The 19,786-nt window shown below is 61.2% G+C and carries 20 protein-coding genes; 11 read left to right on the top strand and 9 right to left on the bottom strand.

The genetic code is table 11. The features are described 5' to 3' along the window. The 6 genes from L3J03_09175 to yajC all read left to right on the top strand — a co-directional run. On the top strand, nucleotides 1-252 hold a 252-nt coding region (locus L3J03_09175), incomplete at its 5' end, for a hypothetical protein (protein ID MCF6291146.1). Next, nucleotides 237-1,697, top strand: coding sequence for an IMP dehydrogenase (gene guaB, locus L3J03_09170; GenBank protein MCF6291145.1), 1,461 nt, complete (start codon nucleotides 237-239; stop codon nucleotides 1,695-1,697). The genes L3J03_09175 and guaB, both read left to right, overlap by 16 nt. A gap of 168 nt (nucleotides 1,698-1,865) precedes the next feature. Continuing rightward, nucleotides 1,866-3,437 carry a glutamine-hydrolyzing GMP synthase gene (gene guaA / locus L3J03_09165; GenBank protein ID MCF6291144.1) on the top strand — a complete coding sequence of 524 codons (1,572 nt, stop codon included), beginning with the start codon at nucleotides 1,866-1,868 and terminating at the stop codon, nucleotides 3,435-3,437. A gap of 138 nt (nucleotides 3,438-3,575) precedes the next feature. Beyond that, nucleotides 3,576-4,289, top strand: coding sequence for a ribonuclease PH (gene rph, locus L3J03_09160; GenBank protein MCF6291143.1), 714 nt, complete (start codon nucleotides 3,576-3,578; stop codon nucleotides 4,287-4,289). Beyond that, nucleotides 4,286-5,404: a tRNA guanosine(34) transglycosylase Tgt gene (gene tgt, locus L3J03_09155; protein ID MCF6291142.1), complete on the top strand. Its 1,119-nt coding sequence runs from the start codon at nucleotides 4,286-4,288 to the stop codon at nucleotides 5,402-5,404. Before rph ends, tgt begins: the two co-directional genes overlap by 4 nt. 70 nt (nucleotides 5,405-5,474) lie before the next feature. Further along, nucleotides 5,475-5,825, top strand: a complete 351-nt coding sequence (gene yajC / locus L3J03_09150) for a preprotein translocase subunit YajC (protein MCF6291141.1) — start codon at nucleotides 5,475-5,477, stop codon at nucleotides 5,823-5,825. Between the two features lie 37 nt (nucleotides 5,826-5,862). Here the strand turns inward: yajC and L3J03_09145 are convergent, their stop codons facing one another. Then, nucleotides 5,863-7,122, bottom strand: coding sequence for a U32 family peptidase (locus tag L3J03_09145; GenBank protein ID MCF6291140.1), 1,260 nt, complete (start codon nucleotides 7,120-7,122; stop codon nucleotides 5,863-5,865). A gap of 285 nt (nucleotides 7,123-7,407) precedes the next feature. On the opposite strand from L3J03_09145, the gene mnmA reads away from it, so the two are divergent. Next, entirely contained in the window at nucleotides 7,408-8,451 is a 1,044-nt protein-coding gene (mnmA, locus tag L3J03_09140; GenBank protein MCF6291139.1) for a tRNA 2-thiouridine(34) synthase MnmA, read from the top strand. On the opposite strand, the gene L3J03_09135 is transcribed toward mnmA, so the two are convergent. Together L3J03_09135 and L3J03_09130 are read right to left on the bottom strand one after the other, a co-directional pair. Beyond that, a complete protein-coding gene (locus tag L3J03_09135; protein ID MCF6291138.1) occupies nucleotides 8,444-9,139 on the bottom strand; it encodes a sulfite exporter TauE/SafE family protein in 696 nt (231 codons plus the stop codon). The two genes, mnmA and L3J03_09135, sit on opposite strands and share 8 nt — an antisense overlap. A 108-nt stretch (nucleotides 9,140-9,247) precedes the next feature. Then, the gene (locus L3J03_09130) at nucleotides 9,248-9,769 is read right to left on the bottom strand and encodes a rhodanese-like domain-containing protein (protein ID MCF6291137.1); all 522 of its coding nucleotides are present in this window, start codon (nucleotides 9,767-9,769) and stop codon (nucleotides 9,248-9,250) included. Nucleotides 9,770-10,029: 260 nt separating this feature from the next. On the opposite strand from L3J03_09130, the gene L3J03_09125 reads away from it, so the two are divergent. The 4 genes from L3J03_09125 to L3J03_09110 all read left to right on the top strand — a co-directional run bounded on the left by L3J03_09125 (nucleotide 10,030) and on the right by L3J03_09110 (nucleotide 13,868). Then, a complete protein-coding gene (locus tag L3J03_09125) occupies nucleotides 10,030-10,743 on the top strand; it encodes an ABC transporter ATP-binding protein (protein ID MCF6291136.1) in 714 nt (237 codons plus the stop codon). Then, complete coding sequence (locus tag L3J03_09120) at nucleotides 10,736-11,545, top strand: ABC transporter permease subunit (GenBank protein ID MCF6291135.1); 810 nt, start codon at nucleotides 10,736-10,738, stop codon at nucleotides 11,543-11,545. Before L3J03_09125 ends, L3J03_09120 begins: the two co-directional genes overlap by 8 nt. Nucleotides 11,546-11,983: 438 nt before the next feature. Further along, nucleotides 11,984-13,135: an NAD-dependent epimerase/dehydratase family protein gene (locus tag L3J03_09115; GenBank protein MCF6291134.1), complete on the top strand. Its 1,152-nt coding sequence runs from the start codon at nucleotides 11,984-11,986 to the stop codon at nucleotides 13,133-13,135. A gap of 4 nt (nucleotides 13,136-13,139) precedes the next feature. Continuing rightward, nucleotides 13,140-13,868 (top strand): 1-acyl-sn-glycerol-3-phosphate acyltransferase, encoded by a 729-nt coding sequence (locus L3J03_09110; protein ID MCF6291133.1) that lies wholly within the window; start codon nucleotides 13,140-13,142, stop codon nucleotides 13,866-13,868. A gap of 10 nt (nucleotides 13,869-13,878) precedes the next feature. Here L3J03_09110 and L3J03_09105 read toward each other — a convergent pair whose 3' ends face one another. From L3J03_09105 to L3J03_09080, 6 genes are all read right to left on the bottom strand, one after another. Continuing rightward, on the bottom strand, nucleotides 13,879-14,703 hold the full coding sequence (locus L3J03_09105; GenBank protein MCF6291132.1) for a metal ABC transporter permease: 825 nt from the start codon (nucleotides 14,701-14,703) through the stop codon (nucleotides 13,879-13,881). Between the two features lie 20 nt (nucleotides 14,704-14,723). Further along, the gene (locus L3J03_09100) at nucleotides 14,724-15,476 is read right to left on the bottom strand and encodes an ABC transporter ATP-binding protein (GenBank protein MCF6291131.1); all 753 of its coding nucleotides are present in this window, start codon (nucleotides 15,474-15,476) and stop codon (nucleotides 14,724-14,726) included. A gap of 189 nt (nucleotides 15,477-15,665) precedes the next feature. After that, a complete protein-coding gene (locus L3J03_09095; GenBank protein ID MCF6291130.1) occupies nucleotides 15,666-16,934 on the bottom strand; it encodes a TRAP transporter large permease subunit in 1,269 nt (422 codons plus the stop codon). A gap of 4 nt (nucleotides 16,935-16,938) precedes the next feature. Continuing rightward, nucleotides 16,939-17,451, bottom strand: coding sequence for a TRAP transporter small permease (locus tag L3J03_09090; GenBank protein ID MCF6291129.1), 513 nt, complete (start codon nucleotides 17,449-17,451; stop codon nucleotides 16,939-16,941). Then, entirely contained in the window at nucleotides 17,451-18,518 is a 1,068-nt protein-coding gene (gene dctP, locus L3J03_09085) for a TRAP transporter substrate-binding protein DctP (GenBank protein ID MCF6291128.1), read from the bottom strand. Before dctP ends, L3J03_09090 begins: the two co-directional genes overlap by 1 nt. Nucleotides 18,519-18,528: 10 nt before the next feature. Continuing rightward, nucleotides 18,529-19,410 (bottom strand): TRAP transporter TatT component family protein, encoded by an 882-nt coding sequence (locus tag L3J03_09080; protein MCF6291127.1) that lies wholly within the window; start codon nucleotides 19,408-19,410, stop codon nucleotides 18,529-18,531. Nucleotides 19,411-19,786: the final 376 nt, after the last annotated feature.

The raw sequence follows: 19,786 nt of genomic DNA, 5'->3' as shown, positions 1-19,786 counted from the left end.
CCGTTGCGGCGAAGCGAGTTCCTGCTTGATAGCCTGTTTATGAACAGCCGGCTCTTCTCAATGGAGCGGCCGTTGGTAGAAGAAGACCCCTTTCCCGACAGGAGGGGGTTTACTGAATGTTTACCCGTGGTCAAAGGGAATTCCACATATAACTTGTTGAGATTATTGGTGGGGCAAACACCGACCCTGCCTTTTTACCCTTCAGCCGACAGCATTTTCAGAAGGAGATTGCCGCAATGTTCGATGAAATAGAACCAGCCTATACCTTTGACGACCTGCTGCTGGTGCCGGCCGCCTCGGAGGTCATCCCCACCGAAGTGGACACCTCGACCATGCTGACCCGGAACATCCGGCTCCATATTCCCATGGTCAGCGCGGCCATGGACACGGTGACCGAATACCGCGCCGCCATCACCATGGCCCGGGAAGGCGGGATCGGCATTATCCACAAGAATATGACCATTGAGGAACAGGCCCTGGAGGTGGAAAAGGTCAAAAAGTCGGAATCCGGGATGATCATCGACCCGATCACCGTGGACCAGGACCAGAGCGTGGGCGAAGTCCAGACCCTGATGGCCACCTACAAGATCTCCGGGGTGCCGGTCTTAAGCGGTGAAAAACTGGTGGGCATCGTCACCAACCGCGATCTTCGCTTTGTTTCCGACGATCACCTCCTGGTTCGCGACGTGATGACCAGCAAGAATCTGGTCACCGCCAAGGCGGGAATCACCCTGGAACACTCCAAGGCGCTGTTACATGAACACCGGATCGAAAAGCTGCTGGTAGTGGACGATACCGGCAACCTCAAGGGACTGATCACCATCAAGGATATCGAAAAAATCAAACAGTTCCCCAATGCGGCCAAGGATGACAAGGGCAGACTCCTGGTGGGCGCGGCCATCGGGGTGGGCAATGACTATCTTGCCCAGACCGAGTTGCTGATCAACAACGGGGTGGACGTGGTGGTACTCGACTCGGCCCACGGCCATTCCCGCAATATCCTCAATGCCCTCCGGGAGCTGAAGGGCGCCTTTCCCGATCTCCAGGTCATTGCCGGCAACGTGGCCACGGTAGAAGGCTGTGGTGACCTGATCAAGGCCGGCGCCGATGCAATCAAGGTCGGGGTGGGCCCCGGCTCCATCTGCACCACCCGGATCGTGGCCGGGGTGGGGGTGCCTCAACTCACCGCCCTGATGGGCTGCTGCCCCGAGGCGGCCAGGCACGGGGTGCCGGTCATCTCCGACGGCGGGATCAAGTTCTCCGGCGACATGACCAAGGCCATTGGCATCGGCGCCCACACGGTGATGATCGGCAGCCTCTTTGCCGGAGCCGAAGAGACCCCGGGAGAGACATTCCTCTACCAGGGCCGGACCTACAAGGCATATCGAGGCATGGGTTCCCTGGGCGCCATGAAACGGGGCAGCGGCGACCGCTACTTCCAGGACCAGGTGGAGAGCGCCAAACTGGTGCCCGAGGGCATTGAGGGCAAGGTCCCCTTCCGGGGCCCGCTGTCGGCGATGATCTACCAGATGGTGGGCGGGCTGCGTTCCGGCATGGGCTATCTCGGCGCCCGCAACATTAAAGAACTCCAGCAAAAGGCCAAGTTCGTCCGGATCACCGCGGCCGGCCTCAAGGAGAGCCATGTCCACGACGTGATCATCACCCGTGAGGCGCCCAACTACCGGATCGAGGGCTAATGTCCTGTCAAGAAACAACTGACTTATCTTACTCGTCCTTTGACGCGCCTGCTGCGTTGCGGCTTCGCTTACATAGCCCTGCTATGCGCCCAAAGCCGCGCCTTGCAGGCGCACCAAATTACTTCGCAATATTGCGCCACTTCTTTCTTGACAGGACACTATAGTCCCATGGATATCCACCGCGAAAAGATCCTTATCCTCGATTTCGGCTCCCAGTACACCCAGCTCATTGCCCGGCGGGTGCGCGAGGCCGGGGTTTACTGCGAGCTGCATCCCTGGGACATGGAGCCGGAGGCGATCCAGGCCTTCGCTCCCATGGGCATCATCCTGTCGGGCGGTCCCCAGTCGGTACACGAGGCAGAGACCCCCCGGGCCGCTGACCTGGTCTTTGAACTCAAGGTGCCGGTACTCGGCATCTGCTACGGCATGCAGACCATGGCCGCCCAACTGGGCGGCGAGGTGGAGTCGGCCAGCCGGCGCGAATACGGCTATGCCCAGGTGCGGGCCCGGGGCCACTCGTTGCTGCTCAAGGATATCGAGGACCACGCCAGCCCCGAGGGCTACGGCCTGCTCGACGTGTGGATGAGCCACGGCGACCGGGTCAACAAACTGCCCGAGGGCTTCCACGCCATCTGCGAGACCGACAACGCGCCCCTGGCCGGGATTGCCGACAAGACCCGCAGGTTCTACGGCCTGCAGTTTCATCCCGAGGTGACCCATACCCGCCAGGGCCAGCGGATCATCAACCGTTTCCTCCATGAGATCTGCGGCTGCGGCAGCCTCTGGACCCCGGCCAACATCATTGACAACGCCATTGCCCAGGTCCGGCAACAGGTGGGCAACGACCAGGTGCTGCTCGGCCTGTCCGGCGGGGTCGACTCCTCGGTGGTGGCGGCCCTGCTGCACCGGGCCATCGGCAATCAGCTCACCTGCGTATTTGTCGACAACGGCCTGTTGCGCTTGAATGAGGGCGATCAGGTGATGAACACTTTCAGCCGCCACATGGGGGTCAAGGTGATCCGGGTCGACGCGGAACAGCGCTTCCTGGACCGGCTTAAGGGCGAGGCTGATCCGGAGAAAAAAAGAAAGATCATCGGCAACTGTTTTATCGAGGTCTTTGATGAGCAGGCCGGCAGACTCACCAATGTCAAGTGGCTGGCCCAGGGCACCATCTACCCGGACGTGATCGAATCGGCCGGGGCCAAGACCGGTAAGGCCAAGGTGATCAAGAGCCACCATAATGTCGCCGGCCTGCCCGAGCACATGAAACTGGGCCTGGTGGAGCCGTTGCGCGAGCTGTTCAAGGACGAGGTGCGCAAGATCGGGGTGGAACTGGGATTGCCCGCGGAGATGGTCTCCCGCCATCCCTTCCCCGGCCCGGGCCTTGGGGTGCGGATCCTGGGCCAGGTCCACAAGGAGTATGCCGACACCCTGCGGCTGGCTGATCACATCTTTATCGAGGAGCTGCATAAAAACAAGCTCTACGACAAGGTCTCCCAGGCCTTTGCCGTGTTTCTGCCGGTCAAGTCGGTGGGCGTGGTCGGCGACAACCGCCAGTACGCCCATGTCATTGCCCTGCGGGCCGTGGAAACAGTGGACTTCATGACCGCCCGCTGGGCCCACCTGCCTTACGAGTTCCTTGATCAGGTCTGCCGGCGGATCGCCAACGAGGTGCGCGGCGTCTCCCGGGTGGTGTACGATATCACCGGGAAGCCCCCCGGCACCATTGAATGGGAGTAAACGTCCGGCAGTGGCGGCATCTGCACGCGCTCAGCGTAGCCGGCACAGGACTACTATAGCCGGCTACGCTGATCACGCACATCTGCACTACGTTTACTTGTCATGGTTACCTCAAGCACATCGGAAAAAGAGAAAAATATGCGGAATAATCAGCGGGGCAATGATGAGCTGCGGGCCTTCTCCATTGAGCGGGGCTTCCAGCCCTGGGCCGACGGCTCGGTGCTGATCAGGATGGGCCACACCCATGTCAACTGCGCGGTGACCGTGGAGGAGTCGGTGCCGCCGTTCCTGAAAGACTCGGGCCAGGGCTGGATCACCGCCGAGTACGGGATGCTGCCCTGCGCCACCCACAGCCGCACCAGCCGCGAGGCGGTCCGGGGCCGCTCCGGCCGTACCTTTGAGGTGCAGCGGTTGATCGGCCGCTCACTGCGGATGATGGTCGACCTGGGCACGCTCGGTCCGCGGACCCTGCGGGTGGACTGCGACGTGCTCCGGGCCGACGGCGGCACCCGCACCGCGGCGATCACCGGCAGTGCGCTGGCGATCCATGATGCCCTTATTGGTCTTAAGGCCAGGGGGCTGCTCGCCGAGATGCCGGAGATCACCCCGGTCGCGGCGGTCAGCGCCGGGATGGTAGACGCCCAGCCGCTGCTTGATCTGGACTACAGCGAGGACTCCCGGGCCGAGGCGGATGCCAACTTCGTCATGACCAGGGGCGGCCGGTTGATCGAGGTGCAGTGTACCGCCGAGGGGCAGCCCTTGAGCCGGGCCCAATTCGACCAGCTCTTTGTGCTGGCCGAACAGGGCATTGCCCGACTATTTTCCCTGTGGCGGAACCAGGATAAAAGATGAGACCTGTCTCTCCCTTTACCCTCCATAACCGCTCCTCGGAATGCGCGGCCCGCCGGGGCCAGGTAACCACCCCGCACGGCATATTCCAGACCCCGGTCTTCATGCCGGTGGGCACCCGGGCCACGGTCAAGGCGATGACCCCGGAAGACCTGAAAGAGGTGGGCGCGGAGATCATCCTCGGCAACACCTACCACCTCTTTGTCCGGCCCGGCCACGAGCTGATCCGCGAGCTGGGCGGTCTGCACCGGTTCATGCACTGGGACCAACCGATGCTCACCGATTCCGGTGGGTTCCAGATTTTTTCGTTACGGGACCTGGCCAAGATCACCGAGCAGGGCGCCTCCTTTAAATCGCACCTGGACGGCAGCAGCCTGTTTCTGAGCCCGGAAGGGGCAATAGCGGTCCAGGAGGCCCTGGGCGCGGACATCATGATGGCGCTCGATACCTGCATCCCCTATCCGGCCGGCCGGGAGGAGACCATCCGGGCCACTGAACTGACTTCCCGCTGGGCCCGGCGCTGCCAAGAGGCCCGCTCTTCCACCGGCCAGCTGCTGTTCGGCATCGTCCAGGGCGGAATGTACCAGGACCTGCGGGCCCGGGCAGTGGAGGAATTGGTGGAAATCGGCTTTGACGGCTACGCCCTGGGCGGCCTGAGCGTGGGCGAGCCCCGGGAGCTGATGCAGGAGATCACCGGGGCCACGGTCGCATTACTGCCCCAGGACCACCCCATCTACCTGATGGGGGTGGGCCGGCCCGAGGACCTGGTGGAGGGGGTGTTCCAGGGGGTGGATATGTTCGACTGCGTGATGCCCACCCGCAACGCCCGTAATGGAATGCTCTTTACATCCACGGGCAGAGTTGTTATAAAAAATGCGCAATACCGTAACGATCCGCGGCCAGTGGACGAGGAGTGCGCCTGTTACACCTGCCGCAACTATTCCCGGGCCTATCTCAGGCACCTCTACATGTCCGGAGAGATCCTTGCCAACCACCTGAACACTGTCCACAACCTGGCCTGTTACACCCGGTTGATACGGGAGATGCGGCAGGCAATCGAAGAGGACCGGTTCCTGCGGTTCAGAAGGGATTTTTACAACAACCGGGAACAGTCATGATTACAGGCCGGCCGCATTGGTCAGCCCCTATGGAGTGATACCCAAGCCAACAAAATATGGAGGTAGTTTTATGTTAGCCATCGCTTTTGCCGCCAACGGCGGCGCACCCGCAGCCGGATCCGGGGGGGGGATCATGTCCTTTCTCCCCCTGATCCTGATCTTTGTCATCTTCTACTTCCTGCTCATCCGGCCCCAGCAGAAAAAGGCCAAGGATCAGCAGATATTCCTGGCCAACCTGAAAAAGGGGGATGAGGTGGTGACCACTGGCGGCCTGTACGGGACCATCACCGGGCTCACCGACCGGGTGGTCACCCTGGAGATCGCCGACAAGCTCCGGGTCAAGGTCTCCCGCCAGCATATCCTCGGCACTGCGGACTCGATGAGCAGCGCGCCGGCAGCGCCGGCCAAGGGCAGCGGCTGAGGACTCAAGAGCTGCTAAGCTTCATCGTGCATGAAGTTCAAGTTTTTGTTAAAAGGCCGTTTTTCGCCACCAGGGCGGAGAACGGCCTTGCTGTTTCCAGAATCACCCTGGTGCCGGGATGGGCCTGGTCCACCATATCACCGCTCTCGCTGACCAGCCGGTTGATGGTCAGGGTTTCACTCTCCAGGCCCGGGCCCAGGTACTTCAGCTTCTCACCCGCAGCCAGCTGGTTGCGCACCCCGACCCGGAGCTTTTTATCGCTCTCCCGGGCCAGGACGATCCCGGCCGGCTCCATGCCCTGGGCCAGGCGCGGGCCTTGGTACAGCATCCCCCCTGCCGCGGGTGCGCCGTCGGCAAAGTTCTCGGTATGGCCCCGGGTGCCGATCTTCTCGATCTCAATAAAAAAATCCTCCGGCAGCCTGATCCGCGCCAAGGACTCACCGGCGGCGCGGGCGGCAGCGATATAATCCAGGGCGGCCCGGTAGACCCGGACCACGCCGCCCACATAAAAAACGCTCTTCATCCGCCCCTCGATCTTGAGGCTGTTCACATTATTGATCCCGCATAACTCGGGCAGCCGCCTGAGCAGGCAGAGATCCTTGCTGTTCATGATGTAGGAGCCGCGGCTATCTTCCTTGATGGGAAAGTATTGGCCCGGCCGCTTCTCCTCGACCAGGGCGTAGGAATAGCGGCAGGGCTGGGCGCAGTCGCCCTGGTTGGCGTCCCGGCCGGTGAGATAGCGGCTCAACAGGCAGCGGCCCGACCAGGAGATACAGAGGGCGCCGTGGACAAACATCTCCAGCTCAAGCAGATTCTTTTCATCGGCCAGCCGCTCGGCTATGGCCCTGATCTCGGCAATGGACAGTTCCCGGGCCAGGTTGAGCCGGGCCGCGCCCTGCTGGTTCCAGAACCGGGCGCTGCGGCTGTTGGTCACATTGGCCTGGGTGGAGAGATGCACCCGGAGCCGGGGGACAAGCTCCCGGGCCCGGACCAGGACCCCGGGGTCGGAGATGATCAGCCCGTCCACCCCCATTTCAGCCAGGGCCAGGAGATAGGGGTCAAGCTCGGCGAAATCGCCTTCCCGGGCAAAGATATTGACTGCCACATAGAGCTTGACCGCCCGGCCATGGGCGTAGGATACCGCCTCGGCCAGCTGGTCGATGGTAAAGTTGCCGGCATGGGCCCGGAGGCTGTAGCTGTCGGTGCCGCAGTAAACCGCATCAGCGCCGTAATGAATCGCGACAACCATTTTTTCAAAACTGCCGGCCGGGGCCAGCAGTTCGGGGATTTTTCTCATAACGCTTTCTTTTTCCGAGCCAATGGCGTATTTTCCTAAGAATTGAGGCCAGACGCAGTTGCTTTGCGCAGCCGAAATCTTTGCATAACCCACAGGAACCGCGCTCGCCGCTCCTGCTGATATCATAACAAAAGCAACCAGCCCTGTTTCAGGGCGGCACCAGCTGAAAAAACAAGCGGTTGCCGACCGCTCTTCCCGTGGACCGCGCCTGTTCGGGACAACCAGACAGGCACCGGGAACCGGCGGATCAGCGCACTCGGGCCAACCAGCATAGCAGGGGTGGGGATGAGCAGCAACAAGAACCAGAGTATAGGCGTTGCCATGAGCGGCGGGGTGGATTCCTCGGTGACCGCCGCGCTGCTCAAGAACGAGGGCTACCAGGTCCGGGGCTTTTTCATGAACCTGGGCCAGCCCGACCTGGCGGCCCAGGTGGACCGGGTCCGGCAGGTGGCGGACCGGCTCAAGGTGGAGCTTTTCGTAATCGACCTGGCCGATGCCTTTCAGCAGGAGGTGCTCGACTATTTCCGGGACAGCTATTTTACCGGCCGCACCCCCAACCCCTGCATGGTCTGCAACCGGGAGATCAAATTCGGCCGGCTTTTGCAAACGATCCTGGGCCGCGGTCCGCGGCTGATGGCCACCGGCCACTATGCCCGGCTGGAGTTTAATTCCCAGGACCACCCCATGCTCCGCCGGGGCGTGGACCCGAAAAAGGACCAGTCCTACTTTCTCGCCCGGCTCACCCCGGAGCAGCTGATAAACATCCGCTTTCCCCTGGGCGAATATACCAAACAGTATGTCTACCTGCTGGCCGCGGAACTGGGCCTGGCCGGGGTACACGGCCGGGAGAGCCAGGACGTCTGTTTCCTCAAGGGAAAAGACCTGGCCGGGTTTCTGAATACCGGCGCCCATCCCCCTGCCGGCATGATTCTCGACCGGTCCGGTCAGGAGCTGGGCCGCCACCAGGGAATCCACGCCTATACCGTGGGCCAGCGCCGGGGCCTGGGGCTGCCCGATGCCACCCCCTACTATGTGCTTGCTATTGACCCGGCACGAAACGCGGTGATCGTGGGCAAAGAGGAGGATCTCTGGCAGAAGGAGCTGACGGTCACCACGGTGAACTGGCTGGTACCCGAGCCGCCCGTGCTTCCCAGAGAGTACCTGGTCCGGATCCGCTACCGCCACCAGCCCGACCCGGCCGTGCTCTTCCCAGGCCCCGACGGCCAATTAACCATCCGTTTTAAGGAGCCCCAGCGGGCCGTGACCCCGGGCCAGTTCGCGGTCTTCTATGATGATGACCGGGTGATCGGCAGCAGCGAGATTATCTGATCATCAGGATGCCGAGCAGGAGCAGGATGACCAGGATCAGCCTGATGTAGCCCTCGCTGCTGAAGTGCCGGGAATAATAAGAACCCAGGGCCACCCCGACAAAGACCGCCGGCCCGGTGACAACCATGAAACCGAGCACCGTGACCGTGGTCAGGCCGCTGACCGCATGGCCGATTGCAGTGGCCACCCCGCTGATAAAGAAAAAGACCGACAGGGTGGCCTTGATCTCATCCTTGTTCCAGCCGGTCAGGGTGGTGTAGATGATGGTCGGCGGGCCGCCGGCGCTGAAGGCCCCGCTGATCGCGCCGGTGGCAAACCCGGCCAGATAGGCCCAGCCGCGCTGTACCGGCCGGGGCCGCACCGTGAACAGGAGCCGGTGGCCGGAATAGGCGATCAACAAAAGGCCGAGCAATACCTTGAGCAGGGTCTGGTCGATTTTTTTCAACAGCGCCACCCCGGCCACGACCCCGGGCAGGCAGCCGATCAACAGCGGCATGATCTTCTGCCAGTCGGCATATTTTCTGAGCTGCAGGGAGAGATAGGCGGTGATGATCAGGCCGTTCAGCATGCAGAGCGGCACTGCCACCCGGATATCGAGAAAAAAGGCGAGCAGGGGCATGGCCAGCAACCCGGCCCCGAAGCCGGTCATCCCCTGGATCAGGCCGGCCATAAAGAATATCAGCGTCAAGCCAAGCCACAGGTCCATCTCGATAATTATTACACGAACGTATTCAGGGTAAGGAGTGTACTCGACAGGTGGTCGCACCGCCCTGTAAGTGGTTACTATTCAGGAGGCTTACTCCTGTCCCACGGTGGGCTCTCTTTTTTCGAACCCGCCGGGGACAAGGACAAACTCGCCATGCCGGTTGTATATCGAGTACCCTGACTGCAACCAGCCGCGGAAGCCGTCCTTGACGTGGAACACCTTGGAGTAGCCCATCTCCAGGAGCCGCTCGGCGGCAAAACCGGACCGCTCGCCGGTGCGGCAGTAGACGTAAATGGTCATGTCGGTTTTCTTGATGATCTTCGGGATCAGCCATTCAATCCGGCCCCGGGAGATGTTCAGGGCGCCGCCGATATGGCCGGCCTCGAATTCGGCCGCGGTGCGGACGTCGAGCAGGACGAATTTCTCGTCGCTGCCCAGGACCTGTTTCAATTTCCTGATCGAAACAGAGGGCTGGCCTTCCTTGACTAAACTGGACAGGTGGTGAACCGTTTTCCTGACCTGGTCGATATCCACCTCCCCGGCATGGAGAAAAAGCGGCGTTATGAACGTTCCGATCGCCACCACTAAAAAAAACTTCAGCATGGTTTTCATTGACACACCCTCCTTGTCTTGACTTTTTAAAAAAATTATACTCTGCGCTCTCTGTTCTCCTGGAGCGACGAAAAAGAAGACGCAGCCCGATTAAACGATCGCCTTGCAGCAATGCTGCCGGGGAGAGATGAGACCTGGGATTTTTTATCAGTTAGCCAGGTTTGCCGACAGCCGTCAATTGAAAAAGAATATCCAACTCGCCCGCTGCACCGGACGGCCGCTCTTTGGGCCGGCAGCGGAGCGGGGACAGGCATTAAAAAATGCTCAAGCTCACCTCGGTAACCAAGACATACGGCCCGGCCCGGGCCGTGGACCGGGTATCTCTCCAGGTAGACAAAGGGGAGGTGTTCGGGCTGCTCGGTCCCAACGGGGCGGGCAAGACCACCATTGTCAAGATGATCATGGGATTGGTCCGGCCCACCGCCGGCACCCTGACCGTCAACGATCTACCCGCGGCCGACCCTGCCTCCCGGGCGAAAACCGGCTACCTTGCGGAACAACAGCGGATCCCGCCCCGGCTGACCGGGCGGGAGTATCTGGCCCGGAGCGCGGCCTTGATCGACCTGACCGGCAGGGCGGCCAGGGCCGAGATCGACCGGGTCCTTGAGCTGTGCGGGATGCGGGCCGAATCCCGGAACAGGGCCAATGGCTATTCCAAGGGCATGCAACAGCGGATCGGCCTGGCCGCGGCACTCCTGGGCGGGCCGCAACTGCTGGTCCTGGACGAGCCCACCGCCGGGCTCGACCCCTTTGGCATCCGCGACATACGCTGCATTCTCGAATCCCTCAACCAGGCCGGCGCCACCATTGTAATCAACTCGCACATCCTCTCCGAGGTGGAAAAGATCTGCGACACCGTGGCCCTTATCAACCACGGCCGGCTGCTGGCCAAGGACAGGCTCAGCGCCATGGTCGGCCCGGGCGAGACCCTTGAGGAGGTGTTCGTCCGCGCCATGGAGGGGAAAAATGGCTAAGGTCCTGCGCATCGCCTGGTACACGGTGCAGGACCAGCTGCAGCGGAAAAGTTTTTATCTGCTGCTGGCCGTGGCCCTGCTCCTGGTGCTCTCCCTGCGCGGCTGTTACAACGCCAGTTACATGATCAATCACCAGCCGGTCGATGGTATTACCGTGGCCCGCTACGCCTCGCTCTTTGCCTTTCATCTGATCGCCGGCGGGATGCTGCTGATGGCGGTGCTGATCTCGATGTCGATCCTGCCCAATGATTGGAACGACGGCACCATGGTCCTTTATCTCTGCCGGCCGGTATCGCGGCCCCAGTACGTCCTGGGCCGGCTGGGCGGGCTCTGGCTGCTGGTCTCGCTGTTCATGCTCATGCTCCATACCACCGTCATGCTGATCGCCTGGCACAAGACCGGGGTTGTCCTGCCCGGCTACCTGGCCGCCTCGCTCATCTGTTCACTGAACATCTTCTTTGCCATTGGACTGACCCTGCTCTGCTCCCTGATCCTGCCCGGCTTCATGACCGCGCTCACCGCCCTGGGGCTCATCGGCCTGGGCTTTATCTCCGACAATGCCATCCGCCTGATGCACTCCTCCATAGCCCATAACGTCCTCCAGAACAGCGCGGCCCCGGAGCCGGCCTGGTGGCGGCTCATCTATCCCAAGCTCTCCATGGTCCAGCATTACGCTGCCACCATGATCAGCAACGACCGGTTCCAGGCCATCGGTCCGGTGCATCCCCTGGTCAATGTCGCGCTGTACTGCGCAATGGTGGTGGCGATTTTACTCTTGATCTTTGCCAGAAAAGAGATATAGGGGAGTGAAAGATCTTCCACGAAACCCTGCCCCCGGGCCTGGAACTCAGGCAGATCCTGGCCAACGGGGCCATGTTCCAGGGGAGGCTGCTCACTGCCCGCGCTGACGTCTATTCCGCATCATACTCATTCATTTTCCCCGAATGACCCTGGAGCCGCAAGGCCACCGGCCAGCTCGCCGGGCCGGTGGCCCAGCTTCGACTTGACTTCACCATGCAGAGCGAGTATGAAAAACCTTTTCAAGGAACCGGCAAAACACTTCTATACGTAACTGATACCCGGCCACCAGACAAGATTGACGTATCCGGAGGGTCTCTTTTCAACCCGAAATACCCGGCAACCCCATGGTACGTTTTTTCCCCGAGACCAACAGGAAACCCCTGCTTCCCGCAACCAGGGTCGCTGCCGGTGACTGCTGATAACACCGAACCCACCCACAATGGACCAGACAAAGAGACCGGCGAATTCATCGAAAATACAGGGGTTGCTGATCGGCGGTTCCGGACTGATCGGGGGGTACATCACCCATTACTTCAAGACCAAGCTCCCCAACGAAGTGGAGATCCGCGCGCCCAACAGCAAAAAGCTGAGCCTGCGTTCCCAGGAGGATATCCGCAACTATTGCCGCAAGGTGCGGCCGGATTTCATCATCAACTCGGCCATTGCCACCATCAACAGTGACGAGGAACTCTGCCTGGAGGTCAACTACCTGGGCAGCCTCTACCTGGCCCGGGCCGCCCTGGCCCTGAATATCCCCTACATCCACATAAGTTCCGCCGCCACCCTGCCCATGGGCGAGAATTTAAAAGAAGAAGACTTCCTGCCCCTGACCTCGCGACTCTCCAACTATGCCAAGTCCAAGCTCATGTCCGAGCAGACCCTCGAGCATATGCATCAGACAGAGGGACTGGATTACACCATAATCCGGATGGCGGTGGTCTATGGCCAGCACGACCACAAGATCCAGGGCATCCAGCGAATGCTCTTCTCCATTGTTGAGGACTCAATGCTTTTTCTCCTGACCAAAAAGGGGGTAATGCATTCCTACTCCAATGCCAACAAGCTCCCTTACTTTGTGCATCATATTCTGCAACACCGGGAGGAATTCTCCGGGCAGACCTATAACTTTGTCGATCCGGAGCCGGTACGGCTGGACGAGCTGATTCTGACCATCAAATCGCTGTTGAACTCCTCCACCCCCAAGAAGATCTACATCCCCTACCCGCTTGCGAAAATGGCCAAGGGCTTCATGGGTTCGCTCTTTCAGGTGCTGGGCAAGATCGGGGTGCGGGCCCGGCTGCCGGCTGAGCTGATGTTTCTTGAAAACTTTTACCGCACCCAGACCCTTTCCGCGGCAAAACTGCTCAATTCAAGTTTTTCAGACCCGAACCCGGAGGCCACGATCTACACCGAACTGCCCCAGATCATCAATTACTATCTCAATCGCTGGACCCATCTCAACCTGATCAACTTCGATGACCAGTTCATTGAGCCCGAGAAAAAAATGGTGACCTCTTTTCGGACGGAACCGCAGAAATTGATGGGGGAGATCAAGAAAAAAGGACTCGGTCCATTATCTGGAATCCAGTGATGCCATGAGGGTCCTGCTTTTTCTCCGTGCCCTGTTCATGCTGGTGCTGGCCCTGGTCCTGACCCTGCTGGTCAGTATTATCGCCCTGGTCTGGCTCGGGGTGTTGCGCCGCTCGACCAGCAGTTGCCATGTTCTGGTCCGCCTGTGGGGCCGAATCATCTGCAGGGCCGGCGGGGTCTCGGTCCGGGTCGAGGGGACGGAGAACCTGGACCCGGACCAGCCCTATATCTTTGCCGCCAACCACCAGAGCCAGTTTGATATCATCACCCTGCAGGGATACCTGCCCTGCGATTTCAGATGGCTGGCCAAGAAAGAGCTGTTCAAGGTGCCGATCTGGGGCCCGGCAATGCGGCTGGCCGGCTACATCCCCATTGACCGCTCCCGGGGCCGGGCGGCCCTGAAGAGCCTGGACAAGGCGGCCCGGCGCATTGCCGAAGGGACCTCGGTGATCATCTTCCCCGAGGGCACCCGCAGCCGGGACGGCCGGCTCCAGCCCTTCAAGGCCGGGGCCATGGTCCTGGCGATCAAGGCCGGGGTCCCCCTGGTGCCCACCGCCATCCAGGGTACTTTTGAGATCCTGCCCAAGGGGAGGTTGCTGCTGAAGCCCGGTCAGGTGGTTATCCGGCTGGGCCGGCCGATCCCCACCAGCGACTACCGGACCAAGGACAGACACGAACTGGCCCTTTATCTACAAAAAAGGGTGGAGGAACTGCTTGGATCGGAAGAGAGCTGACCCCTGACCCCTAAAGAGATACCCGCCCGGCGCCCACGTGAAAGAAACGGCTCACCGCCAGGCTGACCAGAAAAATCACGGTCTGAAGCAGGACGATGGTCGCGCCGCTGGGCAGGTCGAGCCAGTAGGAACAGCCCAGGCCGCCCAGGACGCTTGTGACCCCGATGCAGACCGAGAGCACGGTCATGGCTGCGAACCGTTGTGACAGCAGCCGGGCCGCCGCGGCCGGCACCACCAGAAAGGCGGATATCAGCACAATACCCACCACCTTGACCGCCACCACCACGGTCACCGCGATCAATACCGCCAGCAGATATTCATCCAGCACCACCGGCACCCGGTCGGTACGGGCCAGGTCCCGGTCAAAGGTGGCATAGGCCCAGCGCCCCCACAGGGGTTGACAGAGCAGGGAAAAGAACACCACCAGCCCGGAGACCCACAGGTCGGTACCGGTAACCGCCAGAATGGAGCCGAACAGATAGGAAAAGGCATCCACCGAGTAATCACGTTTCAGCGAAAGGAACACGATCCCCATGGCCATGGAGGCGGCGAAAAAAACGCCGATCACCGTATCCGAGGCCAGGGAGGTTCGCTGCTGGACCCAGGTGATGGCAATGGCAATGGCCACGGTGAACGGCGCGGCGATCCACAGGGGTTCCATCCCCAGAAGCAGCCCCAGGGCCACCCCGCCGAAAGCGGCATGGGCCAGTCCGTTGCCCAGAAAACCCAGGCCGCGCTGCACCACAAAGACCCCGTAATAACTGGCCAGAAACCCGATCATCACCCCGGCCAGCAATGCCCGCTGCATAAACGGCAGTTCCAGAACTTCCAGCATGTTTTTTCCCTTTGTTTTGATCAGGCCGCCGCATCATCCCGTGGACAGGTGGTGAGCCGGGGAATGGTGGCCACGCCATAGGCCCGTTTCAGGCAATCGGTACACAGGACCTCGGCCGGTGGCCCGAAGCCGATGAGCCGGCGGTTGAGCACCAGCACATGGCAGGCGTAACGGGAGGCCACCTCCCAGTCATGGGTGACCATGATGATCGTGGCCCCGGTCTGTCGGCGGTATTCCCGCAGCACTCCGTAGAACCCGCTCTCGCCCACGGTATCGACACCGGTGACCGGCTCGTCGAGCAGCACCAGCCGCGGCTGCCGCACCAGGCTCCGGGCAAGATAGATCCGCTGCAGTTCCCCGCCGGACAGGGCGCCGATGGGCCGGTCGGCCAGGTGTTCCGCCCCGATCCGGGCCAGGGCCGCCCGGGCCGCCCCTTTTTCCGCGGCCGACAGCCAGCCCTGCCAGCGGCGGTGCAGGCCGGTGACCACCAGATCCATTGCTATGGCGGGAAAATGCTTGTCCAGGGTCTTGGCCTGGGGCACATAACCGATCCATTCGGCCTCCACCTTTTCCGGTGCGCGTCCCAGGACCCGTACCCGGCCGGTGGAGGGCCGGATAAGACCCAGGATAATCTTGAGCAGCACCGACTTTCCCGCCCCGTTGGGTCCGAGCACCGCCACAAACTCGCCCTGATGCACCTGGACGCTGATATCGATCAGGATCGGCTTGCCACCCAGGGTCACGGACAGATTTTCAATGTTAACCGCAATCATAAAATTAGCAGCAGGGTACTCGGAGTCTTATTCCATTCGCTTACAGGCCGGTGGTTTCCGTAAATCTGTAGCCCCTGGTGAACGGTTACTTCGCTTACCAGCAGCAGGGTTGTCAGGATCCGGAAACTATACAACAGGGCCCTTGCTCATGCATTATAAATAGTGCCCGGTCCGGCGGGGGTGCGGAGACTACCGTCCCAGCAGTTCCACCAGAAAGAGGCTGAGTTGGGGAAAATAGGAGATAATCGCCAGACAGATCAGCAGGAGCCCGAGAAAAGGCAGGGTGGCCACATAGAGGGTGGCCACCGGCCGGTCGAACCGGTAGCTGGCCAGAAAAAGGTTCAGCCCCACCGGCGGGGTGCAGTAGCCGATCTGGAGGTTGGTCAGAAAGATGATCCCCAGATGGACCAGATCCACCCCATAGGCCTGGGCAATGGGGATGATGATCGGCACCACCAGGACCAGGGCCGAGAAGATATCGAGCATCGAACCGACGATGAGCAGGAAGATGTTCAAGGCAAAGAGAAAGGTGTACTTGTTGTGGATATAGATCTTGATCCAGTCAAAGAGACGGGCCGGCACCTCCTGGTCAACCAGGAAATTGGTGGCTGCCATCGAGGTGCCCAGCACCACCAGGATGCCGCCGAATAGAACCATGCTCCGGGTCATGACCGCGGGCAGTCGTTTGAGCGGCACGTCCCGGTAGATGAAGACCTCGACGATCAGGACGTAGAGGGCGGTGACCGCAGCGGCTTCGCTGGCAATGAAGATCCCGCCGTAGATCCCGCCGAGGATAATCACCGGCAGCGGCAGTTCCCAGGCCGCGGCCAGCAGCGCGGCCCTGATCCCGCCGGGTTCCTTTTCCCGGCTTTTGCCGCCGGTCCGGCCGCCCTGATAGATACTGTAGCCGGCCAGCAGAGCCAGCATCACCAGCCCGGGCAGGATACCGGCCAGAAAAAGGTGATCGATCCGCACCCCGGCCACCACCCCGTAGAGGATCAACGGCAGGCTGGGCGGGAAGAGCAGCCCCAGGCTGCCGGAAGAGGTGAGCAGGCCCAGGGAGAAGCGTTCCGAATACCGGTCCTTGACCAGGGCCGGGAAGAGCAGGCCGCCCACCGCGACAATGGTCACCCCGGAGGCCCCGGTAAAGGCGGTGAACACGGCGCAGACCAGCAGGGAAATCACGGCCAGACCGCCCGGCAACCAGCCGAGCAGGACCTGGGAGAGACGGACCAGCCGCTGGGCGGTGTTGCTTTCCGAAAGCAGGGTGCCGGCAAAGATAAAGAGCGGCAGAGAGACCAGGACCGGGGTCTCGCCCAGCCGGGACATCTCGATGAAGATCACCGACAGGTCGATTTGAACGCTGGCAAAGGAGAGTAAAGCCAGGGCGCCGATCACCACGAAGAGCGGGCTGCCGAGCAGGGCCAGGAGAACCGGAACGATCTTTAACAGGCCCATGGCGTCAGCTGTCCGTGGGTCCGGTGATCGCCTTGCGCGCCGCGGCAACGGTCTGGATGAGGAAACGCAGGGTGATCAGCCCGAAGGCCAGGGGAAAGACCAGGCCCGGGCCCCAGGAGGGAACGCCCGGCAGGGCCGAGCCCTGGCCATAGGTCATCTCGTTGCGGACAAAGACCACTGCCGCATAGGTGAGTATTGCGGTGACCGTGGTGGCAAAGAGATTGTTGACAATCGCCAGCCAGGGCAGCCACCGCTCCGGGAGGAGATGGGAGGCGACATCAATGGTAATGTGTTTCCCCTGGCGGGTGGCTACCGCGGCCCCGAACATCCCGGCCCAGAGCACCATGTGGCGAAGCAGCGGATCGCCCCAGAGAAAGCCGCCGGCAAAAAAGGTGCGCAGCAGGATCTGCAGGCAGGCAAGGAGGATCATCGCCACCAGCAGCAGGGAGAGCAGGAGGTCCTCCAACTGGGCCGCCCCCTGCCGGACACTGTTCCAGATCCCGGCGCGGTCGTCCATTACTCTGTTCCCGGCCCGGCCGCCCCACCCGGCGGGCCGGTCCCTGCCTGGCGGCGGTACTCGCTGAGATAGCCGATCAGCTCCCTGTATATTTCCCGGGAAAAGGCCGTGCCGATTATCGCGTCCACGGTCTGTTGCCGGTAGCGCTCCAGCTCCGGGCCTGTTTCCGGCAGGGGTTGCACCAGGCGGATCCCGCTCTTCTGTAACACCTGGAGCGATTCCACATTGTCCTGCCTGGTTTGAACCAGCATCCGGGCAAAGGTCGTCCGGGCCTCCTCGGCCATGATTGTTCTGTACTGCAACGGCAGAGCCGCTAATTTCCTCTGGTCAAGGACAAAGGCGCCGTAGGCATAGGCAAAGGGGATATCGGTGATGTATTTGATCGTTGGATACCACTGCAGAATGATTGCGCCGTAAAAGGAATTAAAGGTGGTGTTGATCATCCCGGTCTGCAGCGAGGTGAGTACGTCCTGGATGGGCAGGGGCACCGGCGTCACCCGGGCGGTCTGTAAAAATGCCATGCTGATCGGGTCTCCGGAGGGGACCCAGCACTTGCTCTGCCGGAGATCGTCCAGGCCGCGGATGGGCAGGGAGGACATGGTATAGACAAAGCCCACCTCGGAGAGGGCCATCAGTTCCAACCCCTGGTCGGCAAATTTCTGTTTCAACCGGGGCCACAGCCTTTCCACCACCCGGTCCACCTCCTGGTAGGAGTTGAACAGAAAAGGGATGCCCAGTACCCGGAAGTCGGGGACCACCTCGCCGATCCCGGTCATGGTGAAGCCGCCGCCGTGGATCTGCCCCACCCGCATCTTGCGATACATGGAGCGGTCATCTCCCATGACCCCGCCGGAGTAGATCTTGAACCCCACCTCGCCGTTGGTTCTGTTGCTCACCCGGTCGGCAAACTCGCGGAAATGGGTGGCCCAGACGCTGCCGTCCGGGGCCAGCGAGGCCACCTTGAAGAGATACCCGGGCCGCTTGGCCCGGGCCGGCTGACTGAGGCCGATGCATAGACCGGCGACCAGAAAAAGGAGGAGGATTTTTTTACTGAGGCGTATTGCCATGGGACTGCTCCTAAAAATAATCATCTATTGCCGCTAATAGTTTTTCAGCCCTTTGTTTGGCCAACCGGTTGCTGGCAGCCATGTCACCCTCTGTTGCGGGCGCGGCCAGGACCTCGTTCAAGAGGTCGGCAAACAGCTTCCGGTTGAAACTCATCCGGGCATAGGTCTCGGCATAGGCCACCTGGACGGGCAGAAAACAACGTTTTGCCACAACCAGGGCCCGTTCGAAATGGGACCGGCTGAGTTCGAGCCTGCCGCCGAGGATCTCGGGCCGGCTGCCGTAATAGACCCCGAGGAAGAGATGGGCCCCGCCATGGTAATATGTTTCATCAAGGGCTACCACCCGGAGCATGATCTGCTCAACATAGGGCAGATCGATCATGGCCGCTGGCGCGCCCTGTTGGGCCAGAATCCAGGTGGACCAGGCATAGCCGGCCCAGAACAGGGCCTCCACGTCATTCTTGTCAAGGGTGGCCAGGGCCTTGGGAAAATCAACCGGCCCGGGCAGGTCCCCTTTGCCGATGGCTGGAAAGCGATGCAGAATGGACTGGCCGTATATTTTGGCCTTTTGGCTTACTATTACAATCCGCTCCTCCGCGCCCTGCTGCTGGAGCAGAGCGCAGTAGGCGGCATAGGCCCGGGCCCCGGCAATGAGCAGGTCCAGGTTGCCGGGATCGGTACTGATCAGTCCGTCAATAATCAACAACAGGGCCGGAGCCCCGTCGTCGATCAACCGCAGATCGGTCTGCCGCTCCAGGGAAAGAGAGAGCGGATCCACCAGTTCCCGGACCACCAACGAGGTGCAGCCGTTGAACAGCACCAGAAGAACCAGGGCCGCCAGCAGGGTCCTGACCCGGGCGGGCCGGGTTGTGGCCGGGAACGGTAAGGGCATTGGCGGCAACTCCGGTCAAGGCGCAAGGCGTGCCTTGCAATTTTCTTACATTCCATTAGATAGATAAATAACGCCGGGATAGCATACCAGGTTTCAGAGAAAACATCCTCATCTCCGTACCGGTCATTTTTTTGGGCCGGGTTGATTCAGATCAAGGCCCGGATGGTGGCGTTCGTGTCACAATGTGCGCGATCACCGGCTTGAGGTAATGATAGCGGGGAGTTATACGCCCTGTGTGATCAGTTACGCCGTAAACATTCAGTAAACCCCCTCCTATCGGGAAAGGGGTTTTCTTCTACCAACGGCCGCTCCATTGAGAAGGGCCGGCTGTTCATAAACAGGCTATCAAGCAGGAACTCGCTTCGCCGCGGCGGCG

The sequence above is a fragment of the Desulfobacterales bacterium genome, assembly GCA_021647905.1.
In the GTDB taxonomy this organism is placed as follows: Bacteria; Desulfobacterota; Desulfobulbia; order Desulfobulbales; family BM004; genus JAKITW01.
This window is presented reverse-complemented; position numbering and strand designations above follow the sequence as displayed.

Coding starts and splice junctions, on each gene's coding strand:
- guaB (MCF6291145.1), top strand. CDS start 237: ATGTTCGATGAAATAGAACCAGCCTATACCTTTGACGACCTGCTGCTG.
- guaA (MCF6291144.1), top strand. CDS start 1,866: ATGGATATCCACCGCGAAAAGATCCTTATCCTCGATTTCGGCTCCCAG.
- rph (MCF6291143.1), top strand. CDS start 3,576: ATGCGGAATAATCAGCGGGGCAATGATGAGCTGCGGGCCTTCTCCATT.
- tgt (MCF6291142.1), top strand. CDS start 4,286: ATGAGACCTGTCTCTCCCTTTACCCTCCATAACCGCTCCTCGGAATGC.
- yajC (MCF6291141.1), top strand. CDS start 5,475: ATGTTAGCCATCGCTTTTGCCGCCAACGGCGGCGCACCCGCAGCCGGA.
- L3J03_09145 (MCF6291140.1), bottom strand. CDS start 7,122: ATGAGAAAAATCCCCGAACTGCTGGCCCCGGCCGGCAGTTTTGAAAAA.
- mnmA (MCF6291139.1), top strand. CDS start 7,408: ATGAGCAGCAACAAGAACCAGAGTATAGGCGTTGCCATGAGCGGCGGG.
- L3J03_09130 (MCF6291137.1), bottom strand. CDS start 9,769: ATGAAAACCATGCTGAAGTTTTTTTTAGTGGTGGCGATCGGAACGTTC.
- L3J03_09125 (MCF6291136.1), top strand. CDS start 10,030: ATGCTCAAGCTCACCTCGGTAACCAAGACATACGGCCCGGCCCGGGCC.
- L3J03_09120 (MCF6291135.1), top strand. CDS start 10,736: ATGGCTAAGGTCCTGCGCATCGCCTGGTACACGGTGCAGGACCAGCTG.
- L3J03_09115 (MCF6291134.1), top strand. CDS start 11,984: ATGGACCAGACAAAGAGACCGGCGAATTCATCGAAAATACAGGGGTTG.
- L3J03_09110 (MCF6291133.1), top strand. CDS start 13,140: ATGAGGGTCCTGCTTTTTCTCCGTGCCCTGTTCATGCTGGTGCTGGCC.
- L3J03_09105 (MCF6291132.1), bottom strand. CDS start 14,703: ATGCTGGAAGTTCTGGAACTGCCGTTTATGCAGCGGGCATTGCTGGCC.
- L3J03_09100 (MCF6291131.1), bottom strand. CDS start 15,476: ATGATTGCGGTTAACATTGAAAATCTGTCCGTGACCCTGGGTGGCAAG.
- L3J03_09095 (MCF6291130.1), bottom strand. CDS start 16,934: ATGGGCCTGTTAAAGATCGTTCCGGTTCTCCTGGCCCTGCTCGGCAGC.
- L3J03_09090 (MCF6291129.1), bottom strand. CDS start 17,451: ATGGACGACCGCGCCGGGATCTGGAACAGTGTCCGGCAGGGGGCGGCC.
- dctP (MCF6291128.1), bottom strand. CDS start 18,518: ATGGCAATACGCCTCAGTAAAAAAATCCTCCTCCTTTTTCTGGTCGCC.
- L3J03_09080 (MCF6291127.1), bottom strand. CDS start 19,410: ATGCCCTTACCGTTCCCGGCCACAACCCGGCCCGCCCGGGTCAGGACC.